Below are 15,384 nucleotides of genomic sequence, written 5' to 3'. Positions count from 1 at the left end.
GGATGCTGACGCGCCTATCTAGAAGGATGTGACCCGTCCCGCAACCCCAAAGGGTCAAAGGCGGCGAAGCGTCTCGGCCAGAAGGCGGGCCAGCCGCGCCTCGGGTCCAGCGGCAGTGTCGGCGCGGCGTTCCAGGTCTTCCGCCACACGGGCCGGATCCAGCCCCGGACCGGCCAGAACAAGATCGTGCAGGATGTCCACGGCCGCCCGACGGGTCGCGACCACTTCGCGCTCCAGCTCGATCATACGCTCGGTGTCCATGGGTGCGGTCCTCGGGGCTTTCAACCCAAGATAGTGCCCTGTGGGCGGCGTGGCTACTTGGCTGTTGGTCAGTTCGTTCGCATTTTCATCATGTTCTATCGGTTTTTTGCCGTCAGGACCTCGGCTTCGCGCAAATGGAAGGCAACAAGACACCGTTCAACCGGAAGAAGAGTCTTCAAGATGGGCAGACATTCGCGAAAACGCGCCGCATGATTCGATTGCCCTCGCGCAGATCGTCTTCCGACAGGCCGCGGAAGATTTCGGACCGCAGAGTCGCGACATAGGACAGAAGGTCGCTTGCCTGTTCACGCGCAGCGGGCGTCAGGTGCACCGTCCGCTGCCGCCGGTCGCCGCCATTGGCCCGCCGTTCCACAAGGCCCGCCTTTTCCAGCGCGTCCACCAGCCCCACGATGGAGGGTTGTTCCACGTCCAGATGCTGGGCCAACTGGGTTTGCGTCGGCCCATCCTCCCGGGCCAGTTGCACCAGAAGGCGCGCGCGCGACAGGGTCAGCCCCATCTCTTTCGCGCGGGCGTCGAAGCGGGTCCGCATCTTGCGGTTCACCTTGATCAGAACGTCCAGAAACTCTTCCGACTGCGTGGGCATGGGGACCTTTGGACCTTCAGGGCTGGCCCCTGTGTAAAGAAGGGCGGGCGCAGGTCAACCGTCAAGGCCGTGCCACCCGTGCGTTCAGCGCCGTCAGCACCACGGCCGCCGCGTCGTCGGACCGCAAGGCGGCGCTGGCGGCCCGGACCATGACCCCACGCCGCAGCGGGTCCATCCCGTCCAGCGTGGCGGCCAGCGTGTCGGCCTGTGTCGACAGCGCCGCGCCGTCCCGGTACAGCGAGGCGAAGATTGCGGCGAAGTTCGCCACATGCGGCCCGTGGATCAGGGCGGAGTCGTAGGCCGCCGGCTCGAACGGCGTGTGCCCGCCCTTGGGCAAGAAGCTGCCGCCGATCACGGTGGCGCAGGCCGCCCGATACCACAGCGGCATCTCGCCCAGCGTGTCGGCCACATAAACTTCCCCGCCCGGTGCGTCGCCCGCCGACCGCTGCGCCACCGCGAAGCCCTTTCCGCGGGCCAGCGCCGCCACCTCGTCCCCCCGCACGGGATGGCGAGGGGCGAGGATCAGCCAGCGGAACCGGCTTTGCGCACGGAAAGCGTCCAGGATCACCTCATCCTCCCCCGGGTGGGTGGAGGCGGCCAGAAGCGTCGTGTCGCGCGGATGGGGCAGGGGCGGCAGGGGGGAATCGTCCAGCCGGATGGCGGATTTCAGCGTCAGGCGCGGGCCGATCCGGTCGGCGGGAAGGCCCAGGTCGCGCAGCCGCGTCTCGCTCCCCTCATCCTGCGCGCTGACCCAGGACAGGCGTTGCAGCATCCGCCGCATCAGCCCGATCCGTGCCCATCGGCGGGCGGACCGTTCGGACATCCGCGCCCCGATCACCAGCACGGGCATGGGGGCGGACAGGATGCGCTCGGGCCACAATTCATTCTCCACCACGATCAGGGCGCGGGGGCGAGAGCGCAGAAAACGGCGCATCACGGGCCAGACGTCGAAAGGGGCCAGGCGCGCCGTGACGCCGGGCAGGTTCCAGCCCGACACCATCGCCTTGGCGGTGGGGTTGTTGCAGGTGACCAGAACCGTGTCACCCTGCGCCGCCAGCCCCTCGATCACCGAACGGGCCGACGTCAGCTCTCCGTTGCTCGCACCATGCACCCAGATCGCGCCTTCCGGCAGGGGCACCCGTGCCATACGTTCGGCCAGCGTGTCGCGACGCGCCGCCATCAGCGCCAGCACCGGCAGGGCGGCCAGCATCAGAAGGCGGTAAAGGATCATTCGACCCGGACCTCCTGCCGCAGCGATCCGTCGTCATTGAAGATCAGGATGCGGTTGTCCTCGGTCACGACGGCGGTCCAGCCGCGGCCCAGCGTCACGGCCGTGGGCACGGCGCCGTCCAGCCGGATGGCCGGGGGCAGGGTGGGCGCGCGGTCCAGCGCCTGCGGCACCCGCGTGACAAGCAGCCAGATCACGGTTATCAGGCCCCCGATCAGCACCACCGTCAGGATGGTGACCAGCGCCTTCAGAAAGCCCAATCCGGGCGGCAAGCCTTGCGGAGCCTCGTCCATGGCGAACCTTTCCGGCCCCGATGCGGGCCAAATCCAAGTGGTGATCGGGCCGAACCCGCCTGACCGCCTTGATAAGGCCCTCGCGCTCGAGGTGCCAGAGGAGGCGGCCCTTTCCCGGTCGCGCCTGACGCGGATGATCGCGGCGGGCGAGGTTCTGCGCGACGGCCGGCCCGTTGCGGCCAAGGACCGGGTGACGGAAGGCGACGTCCTGACCCTGATCCTGTCCGCGCCCGAGGAGGTGGACGCCCGGCCCGAGGCGATCCCGCTGGTGGTCGTCCACGAGGATGACGACCTGATCGTGATCGACAAGCCGGTGGGCATGGTCGTGCATCCCGCCCCGGGATCGCCCACGGGCACGCTGGTGAACGCGCTGCTGGCCCATTGCGCGGGCAGCCTGTCGGGCATCGGCGGCGAAAAGCGCCCGGGCATCGTGCACCGCATCGACAAGGACACGTCGGGCCTTCTGGTGGCCGCCAAGTCCGACCGCGCGCATCACGGTCTTGCCGCGCAGTTCGAGGCGCACACGGTCATGCGCCGCTACCTTGCGCTGGTTCACGGAACGCCCAGCGCCACCGATCCGCGCCTGCGCGGGCTGCAGGGCGTCAGCTTCGAACAGGGTGGCATCCTGAAGATTGCGACCCATCTGGACCGGCACCGGTCGGACCGGCAGCGCCAAGCGGTCACGTTCCATGGTGGCCGCCACGCCATCACCCGCGCCCGGGTGCTGGAGGATTACGGCGTCGCCTCCCTTCTGGAATGCTGGCTGGAAACGGGCCGCACCCACCAGATCCGGGTGCACATGGCCTATGCCGGCCACGGCCTTCTGGGCGACCAGACCTATGGCGGCAAACGCAAGGTCGCCGCCAAGGTGCTGGGCGCCGCCGCGGCCGAGGCGGCGGCGCAGTTCCCGCGCCAGGCCCTGCACGCCGCGACCCTGGGCTTCGTGCATCCCGTGACGGAGGAGCGTCTGGCCTTCGAGGCGCCGCTTCCCCCTGACATGGCGGCACTGCTGAAGGCGCTGCGGCAGGGAGAAGCGGCGTCGTAGCCGGCCTGCGATCACGAAAACGTAAGGGCTGAGCCGAGACGGAAGAAAGGGCGGACGCCGTTGTAACGGGTGGACAGACAACGGAGTATGCTTCCATGACACGTATCCTTTCAACCTCGCTGCTGGCGCTGACCCTTGCGCTGGTGGGCACAGCCTCCATGGCCCAGCACACGATGCCCCCATGCCAAGGCGATCGCTGCGAGAAGCCGGTGCCTTCCCGGAACGACGCCCCGCGCACGGAGCATCGCAATCTGGACCGGAAGGATGCAGCTCGGGAACCGCGTCATGATGCACGGTCCGTCCACCCTCAGGCCGATCGCAAGAAGGAAAAGGGTGTCGAGCATTGCAAGCCCGGTGAGCGCAACTGCCTGCCGCCGCGGACCCACTAGACCGGAAGGGAAAAGACGTCCTGCCTAGAGGGGGCTTTCCCAAGGGCATTCCCGGCCCTGAAGGGAGGTAATCGCGCCGAAAAATGGAATTTCTGTCGCGATTGCTAGGTAGGGAGGTGTCAAAAATGAAATAACCTCCCTATATACGCCACATTCGCGTGAACATGTGCAACAATTGCGGTTCTGCGTCGGTTTCCCCTGCAACAAACGGTATGCAGATGTACTCCCCGCACCGGGCTGTCGCTTCGGCACCGCTGAAGGCATGAATGGAGGTTTCACATGGCCAGCTATACCAACCTTCCCGCCCCGTCCCCCGAACAGGGCCTGAATCGCTACATGCAGGAGATCCGCAAATTCCCCCTGCTGGAGCCGGAGGAGGAATACATGCTGGCCAAGAGCTGGGTGGACCATCAGGATTCCAGCGCGGCGCACCGGCTCGTCACTTCCCACCTGCGGCTGGCGGCGAAGATCGCCATGGGCTACCGCGGTTACGGCCTGCCGCAGGCCGAGGTCATCTCGGAGGCGAATGTCGGCTTGATGCAGGCGGTGAAGCGGTTCGATCCCGAAAAGGGCTTCCGGCTGGCCACCTATGCGATGTGGTGGATCCGCGCCTCGATCCAGGAATACATCCTGCGGTCGTGGAGCCTTGTGAAGCTGGGCACCACCTCGGCCCAGAAGAAGCTGTTCTTCAACCTGCGCAAGGCGAAGGCAAAGGTCGGTGCACTGGAAGAAGGCGACCTGCGCCCCGAGAACGTGGCCCGCATCGCCACCGACCTGAACGTGTCGGAGGAGGAAGTCATTTCCATGAACCGCCGTCTGGCCGGGTCCGACGCCTCGCTGAACGCGACGGTGGGCTCCGAGGATGGTGGCGCCCAGTGGCAGGACTGGCTTGAGGACGAGGACAGCGATCAGGCCGCCGACTATGCCGAGCGGGACGAGCTGGAAACCCGGCGCGAGCTGCTGATGCAGGCGATGGACGTGCTGAACGACCGGGAAAAGGACATCCTCGCCCAGCGTCGCCTGTCCGACGAGCCCGTGACGCTGGAGGATCTGTCGGAAACCTACGGCGTCAGCCGCGAGCGCATCCGCCAGATTGAGGTGCGGGCGTTCGAGAAGCTGCAGAACAAGATGCGCGATCTGGCGCGGGGCAAGGGCATGGCCATTCCCGCGTGACGACACGCAGATGGCGAAAGGCGCTGTCGATCATGGTCGGCCGCGCCTTTTCCTGATCGGAACCATGCTTCTTTGCAGGTGCGGGTCAAAGCCCATTCGCCGGGGGCGATCTCCATGCGCTGCATTTGCCTAGGATTCGCCGGGAGATGGCGGCCCGCGCTATGAACAGATCGATGCCAAAGTCATAGGAGCGACAACCCTTCCAACCTCTAGGTCGAACCAGACGGCCCGGGACTCGTCTTGCGCGATGTACCTGAACAACCCATCAAAGGCCCCCACGCCATTCAAGTGCAGCCGCATGAACTTCGTAGGGCCATAAATTTAGGCACCTCTGACATGTCGAAACTCAAGGTGTCCCGTTCGGCGAGTTCCGCACCGCTTGCCCGCATATCGACGGACTGATGGACACGAGCCAGATCGGCCGCTTCCGTCCGAAGCAGAGTGACCTTATTCACATAGGCCTGGTGAAGGATGACGCCGATGTCCGCCTCTGTTCCGGCCCACATGGTCAACCATTCGATAAGGCAAATTGCCTCGGTCAGCCCCTTGGCCATCCGGTATAAAGACGCTGCCTCGATCCGCTAGATGACGCCGAAGCGTGTGACCCAACAGTGGCACGTTCCCGAAGGTGCGCCGCCATTGGGTCAGGAAGACGCTTTGCGCGATCAGTCTTCCATCGCCTCCAGCTCGTCGATGAAGCCCGCGATCATGGCCAGCCCCTTGTCCCAGAAGGCGGGGTCGGAGGCGTCGAGGCCGAAGGGGGCCAGCAGTTCCTTGTGGTGCTTGGAGCCGCCGGCCTTCAGCATCTCGAAATACTTGTCCTGGAAGTCGGCCCCACCCTCGGCATAAACGGCATAAAGCGCGTTCACCAGGCCGTCGCCGAAGGCGTAGGCATAGACGTAGAAGGGCGAATGCACGAAGTGCGGGACATAGGACCAGAAGGTCTCGTACCCGTCCATGAACTCGAACGCGTCGCCCAAGGACTGCGCCTGCACGGACATCCAGAGGGCGTTGATGTCATCGGGGGTCAGTTCGCCCTCGGCGCGGGCCGCGTGCAGCTTGCATTCGAAGTCGTAGAAGGCGATCTGGCGGACGACCGTGTTGATCATGTCCTCCACCTTGCCGGCCAGCAGGGTCTTGCGTTCGGCCTGCGTCTTCGCGCCATCCAGCAGCTTGCGGAAGGTCAGCATCTCGCCGAACACGCTCGCGGTTTCGGCCAGCGTCAGGGGGGTGGAGGACAGCAGTTCCCCCTGTTCCGCCGCCAGCACCTGATGGACGCCATGGCCCAGCTCATGCGCCAGCGTCATCACATCGCGCGGTTTGCCGAGGTAGTTCAGCATCACATAGGGGTGCACGGTCGTCACGGTCGGGTGGGCGAAGGCGCCCGGGGCCTTGCCCGGTTTGACTCCTGCGTCGATCCAACCCTTGGTGAAGAACGGCTCTACCAGATCGGCCATGCGCGGGTCGAAGGCGGCATAGGCCTCGGTCACGGTCGCCCGCGCCTCGTCCCAGCCGATCACGCGCGGGGTTTCGGTCGGCAGCGGCGCATTGCGGTCCCAGACCTGCAGCACATCCAGCCCCAGCCACTTCGCCTTCAGCCGGTAATAACGGTGCGACAGCTTCGGATAGGCAGCGACTACGGCGTTGCGCAGCGCCTCCACCACCTCCGGCTCCACGTGGTTCGACAGGTGGCGGCCGGTCTGGGGGGTCGGCATCTTGCGCCAGCGGTCCTCGATCTCCTTCTCCTTGGCCAGCGTGTTGTGGATGCGGGCGAAGAGCTTCACGTTCTTGTCGAAGACGATGGCCAGCGCGCGGGCGGCGGCCTCGCGCTTGGCACGGTCCGCGTCGGTCAGCAGGTTCAGCGTGGCCTCTAAGTTCAGCTCCTCGCCGTCCACGGTGAACATCATCCCGGCGGTGGTCTCGTCGAACAGGCGGTTCCACGCGGCGGCGCCGACGGTGGACTGGTCGTGCAGGAACGTCTCCAGCTCATCGCTCAACTGGTGGGGGCGCATGGCGCGCATCCGTTCGAACACCGGCTTGTAGCGGGCGAGGTCGGCGTTTTCAGCCATCCGCGCATCCAGATGGGCGTCGTCCAGCCGGTTGAATTCTAGCGTGAAGAAGACGAGCGGGGTGGTCGCTTCCGTGATCTCGTCCTGCGCGTCGGACATGAACTTGGCGCGTTCGCTGGCCATCGTGTTCTGGTAATAGCGCAGGCCCGCATAGGACATCAGGCGGCCGGCGGTGACATCGATCTGTTCGTAGGTCCGCACGCAGTCCAGCAGGGCCGCGGCGTCCAGTGTGGCCAGCTTTCCTTGATATGTCGCGGCGAAGCGGGCGCAGGTGTCGCGCACCCAATCCATATCGCGTTCGACCTCGGGCGCGTCGGGGGAGGGGTAAAGGTCCGTCAGGTCCCATTCCGGCAGCTTGCCGAACGCACCCCCGCCGCTGGTGGTGGCGTCGAAGACGGGGCGGGGCAGGGTCATGGAGTGTCCTTTCAGTTTCACCCCATGTAGGCCCGGCCCCCGCCCAAGTTCAAGTGAGCGAGCCCCAGAGGTCGTATTCGCTGGCCTCGTCCACGCGGACCGTCACCATGTCGCCGGGCTTCAGATGCTCGAATCCTTCGTCGATGAAGAGGTTGCCGTCGATCTCCGGCGCGTCGGCCTTGGTGCGGCAGGTGGCGCCGTCGGCGTCCACCTCGTCCACGATGACCTGCTGCAGGGTGCCGACCTTGCGGGCCAGCTTCGCCTCGGAGATGGCTTGGGCCTTTTCCATGAAGCGGTCCCAGCGGTCCTGCTTGATTTCAGCGGGAACGTGATCCGGCAGATCGGCGGACCGGGCACCGGCGACGTTCTCGTACTGGAAGCAGCCGACGCGATCCAGCTGCGCCTCGTCCAGCCAGTCCAGCAGGGTCTGGAACTCGGCCTCCGTCTCACCGGGATAGCCGACGATGAAGGTCGATCGCAGGGTGATGTCGGGGCAGGCGGCGCGCCATGCCGCGATCTCGTCCAGCGTGCGGGCGGCGGCGGCGGGGCGGGCCATGCGCTTCAGCGTGTCGGGATGCGCGTGCTGGAACGGGATGTCGAGGTAGGGCAGCACCAGCCCCTCCGCCATCAGCGGGATCAGGTCGCGCACATGGGGGTAGGGATAGACGTAATGCAGCCGGACCCAAGCGCCCAATTTGCCCAGTTCGCGGGACAGGTCGGTGATGTGCGCGCGCACGTCGCCACCCTTCCACGGGGCGAAGTCGTGCTTGCGGTCAAGACCATAGGCCGAGGTATCCTGACTGATCACCAGCAGTTCCTTGACGCCCGCCTCAACCAGCTTTTCCGCCTCGCGCAGCACGGCATGGGCCGGACGGCTGACCAGGCGGCCACGCATGTCCGGGATGATGCAGAACTTGCACTTGTGGTTGCAGCCTTCCGAGATCTTCAGATAGCTGAAATGCCGCGGCGTCAGGCTGATGCTTTGCGCGGGCAGCAGGTCGAAATAGGGGTCGGGCTTCGGCGGGACGGCGCGGTGGACGGCGTCCAGAACCGCCTCGTATTGATGCGGGCCGGTGACGGCCATGACCTTGGGATGCGCGCCAGTGATGTATTCGGGGTCCGCGCCAAGGCATCCGGTGACCAGCACCTTGCCGTTCTCGCGCAGCGCCTCGCCGATGGCATCGAGGCTTTCAGCCTTGGCCGAATCGAGAAACCCGCAAGTGTTCACGATGACCGCGTCCGCGCCCTTGTAGTCGGGGCTGATCGCGTAGCCCTCGGCCCGCAGGCGGGTCAGGATCCGCTCGCTGTCGACCAGCGCCTTGGGGCAGCCAAGGCTGACCATGCCGATGGTCGGCTGGCCGGCGCGCGGCGGCGCGTCGATCACGATCCTGGGGGCCAGGTCGGGGCGGAGATTCGGCGGGTTCTGGGTCATCGCGCCCATATAGCGATGGGCGGCCCGTCACGGAAGAGGGTTCAGAGCAAGGCCGCCTTGCGCAGGGCGGCAAGATCGCGTGATCCGGTGCAGAAGCAGGCCACCCGCAATTGCCCTTCCAGGATGGCGAAGACCTCGGCCACCGCCTCCGGCCCCTCAATAGCCGCGGCCAGCAGGGGGGCGGCGAACCCGGCCAGATCCGCGCCCAGCCGGAGGGCGCGCGCCGCGTCCAGCCCGTTCAGCAGCCCGCCCGAGGCGATGAGGGTGCTGTCGGGGCAAGCCTCGCGGATCTGGCGGATTGCGGTGGCCGTGGGTATGCCCCAGTCGGCAAAGGCCGCGGCGATGGCGGCGTCGCGCGGACGGGTGGTGCGCGCCCCCTCCACCGCGGCCCAGCTGGTGCCGCCGGCGCCGGCCGTGTCAAAATGGCGGATGCCTTCGGCGGCCAGCCGCGCGGCCATGCGACCGGACAGGCCTGCCCCCACCTCCTTCACCACGACAGGAACGGGCAGGTCCCGCGCCAGCGTGCCGATCTTCGTCAGCAGCCCGCGCCAGTCGCGGTCGCCTTCCGGCTGCAACGCCTCCTGCAGGGGGTTGAGGTGGATGATCAGCGCGTCCGCTTCGATCGCCTCCACCGCGCGGCGGGCGTGATCAGTGCCGTAGCCGAGGTTGAACTGCGCCGCCCCCAGATTGGCAAGGATCGGGATGCCCGGCGCCGCCCTCCGCAGCGACCCGTCAAGGCCCCCCGCATCCCCCGTTTCCAACGCCACGCGCTGCGATCCCACGGCCAGCGCCACCCCCGCCGCCTGACAGGCCGCCGCGAGGTTCGCGTTGATCGCCGCCGCGCGCGCGGGCCCCCCGGTCATGGAGCTGACGAGGAACGGCAGCGCCACCCGGCGCCCCAGAAACTCCGTCGAAAGGTCGATCGCATCCAGATGCAGGTCAGGGAGGGCCACATGCTCGAACCGCACGGCGTCCAGACCGGTCTTCCCGTTCCCCGCGGCCCGCCCTTCCAGCACGATATCCAGATGCTGGGACTTGCGTTCGCTGGTCATGGGCGGTGGCTTCCGAAAGCTAGTGTTTGACATAAGGGCGTGGTCGTCCAGATAGTGCATGATGACATCTGCGGCAAACGTAAGCGACCCCGACATGAACATGACGCCCGATCTTGCTTCGACGGGAAGCCACGCGGAACGCTTCGCGGCCTTCCGCACCGCGCTGGAGCAGCGGATGCTGCGGCACGTCGGCGCCCCCGCGGGCGCCCCGTCGCGCCTGATGGCGGCGTCCACGGATGCGATCCTCGCCTCGGGCAAGCGGATGCGGCCGTTCCTCGTGCATCTGGCGGGGGACGGGGCCGATGACGCCGCCCTTCTGGACGCCGGCTGCGCGCTGGAGATGGTGCATTCGGCGTCGCTGATCCTGGACGATCTGCCCTGCATGGACGATTCGGGGCTGCGCCGCGGCCGCCCGGCCACCCATGTGGCCTGGGGGCAGGCGACGGCGATCCTGGGAGCGGTGGGGCTCTTGAACCAGTCCTTCGCGATCCTGGGCACCCTGTCGGCGACGGACGCGCAGCGCGTGGCGCTGGTGACGGCGCTGTCGGGGGCCGTGGGCTGGGGCGGGCTGGTCGCAGGTCAGGAATATGACGTGAACGGATTCGGCGCGGGGGATGGTCCTTCGTCGATCCTTCAGCGCATCGACCAGGTGAACCGCATGAAGACCGGCGTCCTTCTGGTGGCGGCGGTGGAGATGGGGGCGATCCTGGCCGGTCAGGACGACACGCGCCGCGGGCACCTGCGGCAGTTCGCCACGGATCTGGGGCAGGCCTTCCAGATCGCCGACGATCTGGGCGACAGCATGAAAACGGCCGAGGAGTTCGGCAAGGACGTGGGCAAGGACGCTAACAAGACCACGTTCGTGGCCGAACTGGGCCCGGAACGCGCGTTGCGCCGCTGCCTTGACCTGCTGCTGCGGGCCCAGCACGCGCTGGATGCGGCGGGAGTGGATCCCGCCCCCTATCAGTGGATGATCGGCGAGGTGTTCGACCGCGACCTGCTGGTGGCCCGCATGGCCACGCGCCGCGAGGAAAGGGTATCGTCGTGATGGGTTGGATCGTTCCGGTCGTTGTCGTCATCGCCACCGTCGCCTTCATGGAATGGGTGGCGTGGGCGTCGCACAAGTACATCATGCACGGATGGGGCTGGGGCTGGCACAAGTCCCACCACGAGGAAACGCACGGCCCGTTCGAGATGAACGACCTTTACGCCGTGGTTTTCGCCGTCTTTGCCATCGGCCTGTTTCTGGCCGGCGAGTGGTGGTGGCGTCCGGCCACCTGGCTGGGCATCGGCGTGACGCTGTACGGCATCCTGTACTTCGTCGCGCATGACGGTCTGGTGCACAAGCGCTGGCCCTTCAACTACATCCCGCGCAAGGGCTATGCCAAGCGGCTGTATCAGGCCCACCGCCTGCACCACGCGGTGGAGGGAAAGGAAGGCTGCGTGTCCTTCGGCTTCATCTGGGCCAAGCCCGTGAAGACCCTTGTGAAGGAGTTGGACCAGAACAAGCGCACCGACCGGGATCTGGTGCGCGACGTTCAGGACGGCCGCTGATAAAGCCCTACGCGCGGCTTCGGTTTTGAAAACCGGCTGCGCGCCACATCCACCGAGGCGGCCGCGAACAGCGCCGCCTTTTCCGCTTTGGTGGTGCTGACCCGTCCGTCCCACGCCGCCGGGCCACCCTTGCGCAGCTTCACCCCGATGGCGCGATACACCCGCCGCGCCGCCGCGATGGCCAGCGCCGATCGCGGGGGAAGGGCGGCCATGCCGGTCAGGGCGCTGTCGTAATACGCTTCGGCCAGATCCAGCAGGTGCAGGGCCACGCGGTACAGGTCGTCGCGGCTGCGGTCGCCCAGAAGGTCCTGCGGCAGATAGGACCGTCCGGCGGCCGCATCCTCCATCACGTCGCGGGCGATGTTGGTCAGCTGGAACCCGATGCCGAGGTCGGAGGCGCGGTCCAGAACCTCCGGATCGCGGGCGCCCATGATCTGCGCCATCATCACGCCCACCACGCCCGCCACGTGATAGCAGTAGTCCAGGAGATCATCGGTCGTGCGATACTCCCGCTCGGCCACGTCCATGGCGAATCCGTCCAGAAGCTGGTTCGGATGAAGGGCGGGGATCGCGTTGCGCCCGGCCACGCGGCGCAGGGATTCGAAAACCGGGTCCGTCTGCGGCTCTCCGGCCAGCGCGGCGGCCGTCTGCGCGCGCAGGGTGGCCAGGCGCTGCATCTGCCCCTGCCGGAAATCGGCGCTTTGCGTCATCCCGTGGTCCTGCCCGTCAATCACGTCGTCGCAATGGCGACACCAGGCGTACAGCATCACGCAATCGTCGCGCGTCTGCCGGTCGAAGATGCGCGCGGCGGCGGCGAAGCTCTTTGATCCCTTGGCGATGCTGTCTTCGGCATGGGCAACGGTGGTGTCGGTCATATCATCAGCCCCGCCGTCGCCTCGGCGCTGCCGACGACGCCGGGGATACCCGCGCCCGGATGCGTGCCCGCGCCCACGATGTAGAAGTTCGACAAGGCCTCGTCGCGGTTGTGCGGGCGGAACCACGCGCTCTGCGTCAGGATCGGCTCGATGGAAAAGGCGCTGCCCATATGGGCGTTCAGCTCGTCCCGGAAATCGAAGGGCGTGAAATGGCGCACGGTCATCAGGTCGCGCCGCAGGCCGGGCATGTAATGTTCTTCCAGATAATCCAGGATGCGGTCGCGGTATTGCGGGCCGACCACGTCCCAGTCGATCTCCGCCTGTCCCAGATGGGGAACGGGGGACAGCACGTAATAGGCGCTGCACCCTTCAGGGGCGAGGCTGTCATCCGTGACCGACGGCGCATGGAGGTAAAGCGAGAAGTCGTCCTGCAGCTCGCTCCCATGGAAGATCTCCTGGATCAGCGCGCGGTAGCGCTTGCCGAACAGGACCATGTGATGCCGCAGGTCGGGCCGTTCGCCCTTCAGGCCGAAATAGATCACGAACAGCGACATCGAATGCCGCTTCTTCGCCAGCGTCTCGCCCTTCGGCGCGCCTAGCAGCTTGCGATAGGTGTGGACCACGTCAGCGTTGCTGGCGATCATGTCGAAGGCGTGGCGGGTGCCGTTCACGCGCAAGGCGGTGGCGCGGTTGCCTTCGGTTTCCACCTCCTCCACCTCGGCATTGCAATGGATCACGCCGCCAAGATCCTGGAACAGGTTCACCATCCCCTGCACCAGCGCCCCGGTGCCGCCCTTGGCGAACCACACGCCGCCCTGCCGTTCCAGCGCGTGGATCAGGGCATAGATCGACGACGTCTCGAACGGGTTGCCGCCGACCAGCAGCGTGTGGAACGAGAACGCCTGCCGCAGCTGGTCGTCCTTGATGAACTGCGCGACCATCGAATACACGGACCGCCACGCCTGCAGTTTCGCAAGCTGCGGGCCCGCCTTGATCATCGACCGGAACTGCAGGAACGGAACCGTTCCCAGCTTTTCATACCCTTCACGGTAGACGTCCTGGGAATAACGCAGGAAGCGGCGATAGCCGGCCACGTCCTGCGGCGATTTCAGCGCGATCTGGCGATCGATGGCGTCCTGATCGTCGGCGTAGTCGAACTTGAACCCGTCTTCCCAGCACAGCTGGTAGAACGGCGCGACGGGGAGGAGGGTGACGTAATCCTCCATCCGCCGGCCCGACAGGCGCCACAGCTTCTTCAGGCATTCGGGATCGGTGATGACCGTGGGGCCCGCGTCGAAGGTGAAGCCCGCGTCCTTGTAGACATAGGCCCGCCCGCCCGGCAGGTCGCGCTTTTCGAACAGGGTGGTGCGGATGCCCGCGGATTGCAGGCGGATGGCCAGCGCAAGGCCGCCAAGGCCTGCGCCGATGACGGCGGCGGTTCTGTCAGACATGGGGGATCCTTTCGGGCAGGGCGCGCAAGGCACGTCCCAAGGGCACGGGGGGCTTGCCGATCAGGATGCGCGCCATGTCGGCTTTCGTGGTGCGCCCGGCATAGAAGCGTTCGATCAGTGGTTCGGGCAGGCGGTAGAAGCGCTGCATGACATGGCGGCGCTGGGCCGGATCGGCGGCCCGGAACAGCATCCGGTTCAGCAGGCGATAAAAGCCGCTGGTGCGCGTCAGCGCGTCGCGGCGGATGGCTTGGGCCAGCGCGGCGGACCCTTCGGCCCAGTGCCGCTCCACCACGGCCGAGGTGCGGACGGCGTCCGGCAGGGAATACCCCGTGACCGGATGGAATTGCGCGGCCCGCATCCCGATGCGCGGCAGGTCGGCGTCGGCCCAGAAGCGGCCGGCGTCGAAGCCCAGCATCAGGGGCAGGGCGCCCGATTCCTCGGCGACCACATTGGTTATTTGCCAACCCTGCGTGGCGGCATAGGTCGCGATGTCAGCGCGCACCGCGTCGGCCGACAGGGCGGCGGTGTCGGAATAGCGCGTATCCTCGATCAGCAGACGCGTGGGGCCGTAGGGCAGGACATAGACGAAACGGTAGCCGTCGATCTGCTCCACCGTCGCGTCCATGATGACCGGACGGGTCAGACCGTGGGGGGCGGCGATCTCCACCTCCTGCCCCAGGAACTTCTGGAACGCGAGGTCCAGCGCCGGATGCGCCTGGATGCCCCGCGCGTCGATGACGCAGCGCGCCTCCACCCGCTGGCCGTCCTGCAGCACCAGATGGTCGGCCGCCAGCGCCTGCACCCGGTCGGGCCGGATCGTCAGCAAGGGGTGCTGAAGGGCCGCCTTCAGACGTGCGGGCGTGATGGTGGCGTATCCGGCCCGCAGCTGCCGGCGATAGGCCGGAAAACGCACGTCCTGCCCCGGCCATTCATGCGCGATGGCGGGGGACAGCCAGCGGCGATCCTCCTCCGACAGGTCGTGCTGGTGGAAGGACCATGTCCGCCCCTCCAGCGGGGCGGGATCGAAGATGAGGATGCGCGGCGGGTCGGGACGTGCCAGAAGCCGCAACGCCGTCAGGGCGGCGGCCAGGCCCCCACCGGCCATCGCGATCTGTGTCTGCATCCGTCCCTCTTGCGTTGGGGGAATGGTAGCGGACGGCACCGGAAAGGCGAGGGGTTTTTCAGCCGCGATCCGCATTCGATCCCGAAGGATCGACGCGTGAATTCGGCATCATGTCGTGGAAGCACCCTGGCAGCCCGTAGGGGAGTCGAACCCCTCTTTTCAGGTTGAAAACCTGACGTCCTAACCGATAGACGAACGGGCCACTTGGGTAGCGGGCTTCTACGCAGAACCGCCGCGGCGCGCAAGAGGAAAAAACGCGGGTGGTGACGGATTCTGCAAGGACCGTGAAAACGCGGAAAACACCGCGAAAGGGCGGTGCAACACGATCAACTTGCTGGGAAAAGTGGCAGCCCGTAGGGGAGTCGAACCCCTCTTTTCAGGTTGAAAACCTGACGTCCTAACCGATAGACGAACGGGCCAC

16 protein-coding genes and 2 tRNA genes are annotated in these 15,384 nt (G+C 66.7%); 5 read left to right on the top strand and 13 right to left on the bottom strand.

Annotated features, from left to right (window positions below; all coding sequences use genetic code 11):
• Nucleotides 1–54: 54 nt before the first annotated feature.
• From PIJ50_RS00090 to PIJ50_RS00075, 4 genes are all read right to left on the bottom strand, one after another.
• On the bottom strand, nucleotides 55–261 hold the full coding sequence (locus PIJ50_RS00090; protein ID WP_271971625.1) for a hypothetical protein: 207 nt from the start codon (nucleotides 259–261) through the stop codon (nucleotides 55–57).
• Between the two features lie 175 nt (nucleotides 262–436).
• Nucleotides 437–865, bottom strand: a complete 429-nt coding sequence (locus tag PIJ50_RS00085) for a MarR family winged helix-turn-helix transcriptional regulator (RefSeq protein ID WP_271971624.1) — start codon at nucleotides 863–865, stop codon at nucleotides 437–439.
• A 61-nt stretch (nucleotides 866–926) separates the two neighbouring features.
• On the bottom strand, nucleotides 927–2,096 hold the full coding sequence (locus PIJ50_RS00080) for a 3-deoxy-D-manno-octulosonic acid transferase (protein WP_271971622.1): 1,170 nt from the start codon (nucleotides 2,094–2,096) through the stop codon (nucleotides 927–929).
• Nucleotides 2,093–2,386 (bottom strand): DUF6476 family protein, encoded by a 294-nt coding sequence (locus PIJ50_RS00075; RefSeq protein ID WP_271971621.1) that lies wholly within the window; start codon nucleotides 2,384–2,386, stop codon nucleotides 2,093–2,095. The genes PIJ50_RS00080 and PIJ50_RS00075 overlap by 4 nt, the downstream gene beginning before the upstream one ends.
• Between PIJ50_RS00075 and PIJ50_RS00070 the strand changes: the two genes are divergently transcribed.
• The 3 genes from PIJ50_RS00070 (at nucleotide 2,385) to rpoH (ending at nucleotide 4,993) form a co-directional block, all read left to right on the top strand.
• Nucleotides 2,385–3,431 (top strand): RluA family pseudouridine synthase, encoded by a 1,047-nt coding sequence (locus PIJ50_RS00070; protein ID WP_271971620.1) that lies wholly within the window; start codon nucleotides 2,385–2,387, stop codon nucleotides 3,429–3,431. The genes PIJ50_RS00075 and PIJ50_RS00070 overlap by 2 nt on opposite strands.
• Before the next feature lie 95 nt (nucleotides 3,432–3,526).
• Nucleotides 3,527–3,820 (top strand): hypothetical protein, encoded by a 294-nt coding sequence (locus PIJ50_RS00065; RefSeq protein WP_271971619.1) that lies wholly within the window; start codon nucleotides 3,527–3,529, stop codon nucleotides 3,818–3,820.
• 279 nt (nucleotides 3,821–4,099) lie between these two features.
• Nucleotides 4,100–4,993, top strand: a complete 894-nt coding sequence (gene rpoH, locus PIJ50_RS00060; protein ID WP_271971618.1) for an RNA polymerase sigma factor RpoH — start codon at nucleotides 4,100–4,102, stop codon at nucleotides 4,991–4,993.
• A gap of 284 nt (nucleotides 4,994–5,277) precedes the next feature.
• Here rpoH and PIJ50_RS00055 read toward each other — a convergent pair whose 3' ends face one another.
• From PIJ50_RS00055 to fni, 4 genes are all read right to left on the bottom strand, one after another.
• Nucleotides 5,278–5,547: a hypothetical protein gene (locus PIJ50_RS00055; RefSeq protein WP_271971616.1), complete on the bottom strand. Its 270-nt coding sequence runs from the start codon at nucleotides 5,545–5,547 to the stop codon at nucleotides 5,278–5,280.
• 111 nt (nucleotides 5,548–5,658) lie between these two features.
• Nucleotides 5,659–7,476 carry a M3 family oligoendopeptidase gene (locus PIJ50_RS00050; RefSeq protein WP_271971614.1) on the bottom strand — a complete coding sequence of 606 codons (1,818 nt, stop codon included), beginning with the start codon at nucleotides 7,474–7,476 and terminating at the stop codon, nucleotides 5,659–5,661.
• A gap of 49 nt (nucleotides 7,477–7,525) precedes the next feature.
• Complete coding sequence (gene rimO, locus PIJ50_RS00045; RefSeq protein ID WP_271971612.1) at nucleotides 7,526–8,917, bottom strand: 30S ribosomal protein S12 methylthiotransferase RimO; 1,392 nt, start codon at nucleotides 8,915–8,917, stop codon at nucleotides 7,526–7,528.
• 32 nt (nucleotides 8,918–8,949) lie between these two features.
• Nucleotides 8,950–9,960: a type 2 isopentenyl-diphosphate Delta-isomerase gene (gene fni / locus PIJ50_RS00040; protein ID WP_271971611.1), complete on the bottom strand. Its 1,011-nt coding sequence runs from the start codon at nucleotides 9,958–9,960 to the stop codon at nucleotides 8,950–8,952.
• Nucleotides 9,961–10,054: 94 nt separating this feature from the next.
• Between fni and PIJ50_RS00035 the strand changes: the two genes are divergently transcribed.
• Entirely contained in the window at nucleotides 10,055–11,008 is a 954-nt protein-coding gene (locus tag PIJ50_RS00035) for a polyprenyl synthetase family protein (RefSeq protein ID WP_271971609.1), read from the top strand.
• Entirely contained in the window at nucleotides 11,008–11,514 is a 507-nt protein-coding gene (locus tag PIJ50_RS00030) for a sterol desaturase family protein (RefSeq protein ID WP_271971607.1), read from the top strand. Before PIJ50_RS00035 ends, PIJ50_RS00030 begins: the two co-directional genes overlap by 1 nt.
• Here the strand turns inward: PIJ50_RS00030 and PIJ50_RS00025 are convergent.
• From PIJ50_RS00025 to PIJ50_RS00005, 5 genes are all read right to left on the bottom strand, one after another.
• Entirely contained in the window at nucleotides 11,499–12,389 is an 891-nt protein-coding gene (locus PIJ50_RS00025; protein WP_271971605.1) for a phytoene/squalene synthase family protein, read from the bottom strand. The genes PIJ50_RS00030 and PIJ50_RS00025 overlap by 16 nt on opposite strands.
• Nucleotides 12,386–13,840 carry a phytoene desaturase gene (locus PIJ50_RS00020; protein WP_271971603.1) on the bottom strand — a complete coding sequence of 485 codons (1,455 nt, stop codon included), beginning with the start codon at nucleotides 13,838–13,840 and terminating at the stop codon, nucleotides 12,386–12,388. The genes PIJ50_RS00025 and PIJ50_RS00020 overlap by 4 nt, the downstream gene beginning before the upstream one ends.
• Nucleotides 13,833–14,963 (bottom strand): lycopene beta-cyclase CrtY, encoded by a 1,131-nt coding sequence (gene crtY / locus PIJ50_RS00015; protein WP_271971601.1) that lies wholly within the window; start codon nucleotides 14,961–14,963, stop codon nucleotides 13,833–13,835. The genes PIJ50_RS00020 and crtY overlap by 8 nt, the downstream gene beginning before the upstream one ends.
• Nucleotides 14,964–15,090: 127 nt before the next feature.
• Nucleotides 15,091–15,165 (bottom strand) — tRNA-Glu (locus PIJ50_RS00010).
• Between the two features lie 142 nt (nucleotides 15,166–15,307).
• Nucleotides 15,308–15,382, bottom strand: a tRNA-Glu gene (locus PIJ50_RS00005).
• Nucleotides 15,383–15,384: the final 2 nt, after the last annotated feature.

It is taken from the genome of Falsirhodobacter sp. 20TX0035, from assembly GCF_028307215.1.
Classification (GTDB): domain Bacteria; phylum Pseudomonadota; class Alphaproteobacteria; order Rhodobacterales; family Rhodobacteraceae; genus Falsirhodobacter.
Note: the sequence above shows the minus strand (reverse complement) of the source record. Positions and strands in the feature narration are given on the sequence as shown.

Excerpts from the sequence above, each read along its gene's own strand:
- PIJ50_RS00090 (WP_271971625.1), bottom strand. The coding sequence starts at position 261 with ATGGACACCGAGCGTATGATCGAGCTGGAGCGCGAAGTGGTCGCGACC.
- PIJ50_RS00085 (WP_271971624.1), bottom strand. The coding sequence starts at position 865 with ATGCCCACGCAGTCGGAAGAGTTTCTGGACGTTCTGATCAAGGTGAAC.
- PIJ50_RS00080 (WP_271971622.1), bottom strand. The coding sequence starts at position 2,096 with ATGATCCTTTACCGCCTTCTGATGCTGGCCGCCCTGCCGGTGCTGGCG.
- PIJ50_RS00070 (WP_271971620.1), top strand. The coding sequence starts at position 2,385 with ATGGCGAACCTTTCCGGCCCCGATGCGGGCCAAATCCAAGTGGTGATC.
- PIJ50_RS00075 (WP_271971621.1), bottom strand. The coding sequence starts at position 2,386 with ATGGACGAGGCTCCGCAAGGCTTGCCGCCCGGATTGGGCTTTCTGAAG.
- PIJ50_RS00065 (WP_271971619.1), top strand. The coding sequence starts at position 3,527 with ATGACACGTATCCTTTCAACCTCGCTGCTGGCGCTGACCCTTGCGCTG.
- rpoH (WP_271971618.1), top strand. The coding sequence starts at position 4,100 with ATGGCCAGCTATACCAACCTTCCCGCCCCGTCCCCCGAACAGGGCCTG.
- PIJ50_RS00055 (WP_271971616.1), bottom strand. The coding sequence starts at position 5,547 with ATGGCCAAGGGGCTGACCGAGGCAATTTGCCTTATCGAATGGTTGACC.
- PIJ50_RS00050 (WP_271971614.1), bottom strand. The coding sequence starts at position 7,476 with ATGACCCTGCCCCGCCCCGTCTTCGACGCCACCACCAGCGGCGGGGGT.
- rimO (WP_271971612.1), bottom strand. The coding sequence starts at position 8,917 with ATGGGCGCGATGACCCAGAACCCGCCGAATCTCCGCCCCGACCTGGCC.
- fni (WP_271971611.1), bottom strand. The coding sequence starts at position 9,960 with ATGACCAGCGAACGCAAGTCCCAGCATCTGGATATCGTGCTGGAAGGG.
- PIJ50_RS00035 (WP_271971609.1), top strand. The coding sequence starts at position 10,055 with ATGAACATGACGCCCGATCTTGCTTCGACGGGAAGCCACGCGGAACGC.
- PIJ50_RS00030 (WP_271971607.1), top strand. The coding sequence starts at position 11,008 with ATGGGTTGGATCGTTCCGGTCGTTGTCGTCATCGCCACCGTCGCCTTC.
- PIJ50_RS00025 (WP_271971605.1), bottom strand. The coding sequence starts at position 12,389 with ATGACCGACACCACCGTTGCCCATGCCGAAGACAGCATCGCCAAGGGA.
- PIJ50_RS00020 (WP_271971603.1), bottom strand. The coding sequence starts at position 13,840 with ATGTCTGACAGAACCGCCGCCGTCATCGGCGCAGGCCTTGGCGGCCTT.
- crtY (WP_271971601.1), bottom strand. The coding sequence starts at position 14,963 with ATGCAGACACAGATCGCGATGGCCGGTGGGGGCCTGGCCGCCGCCCTG.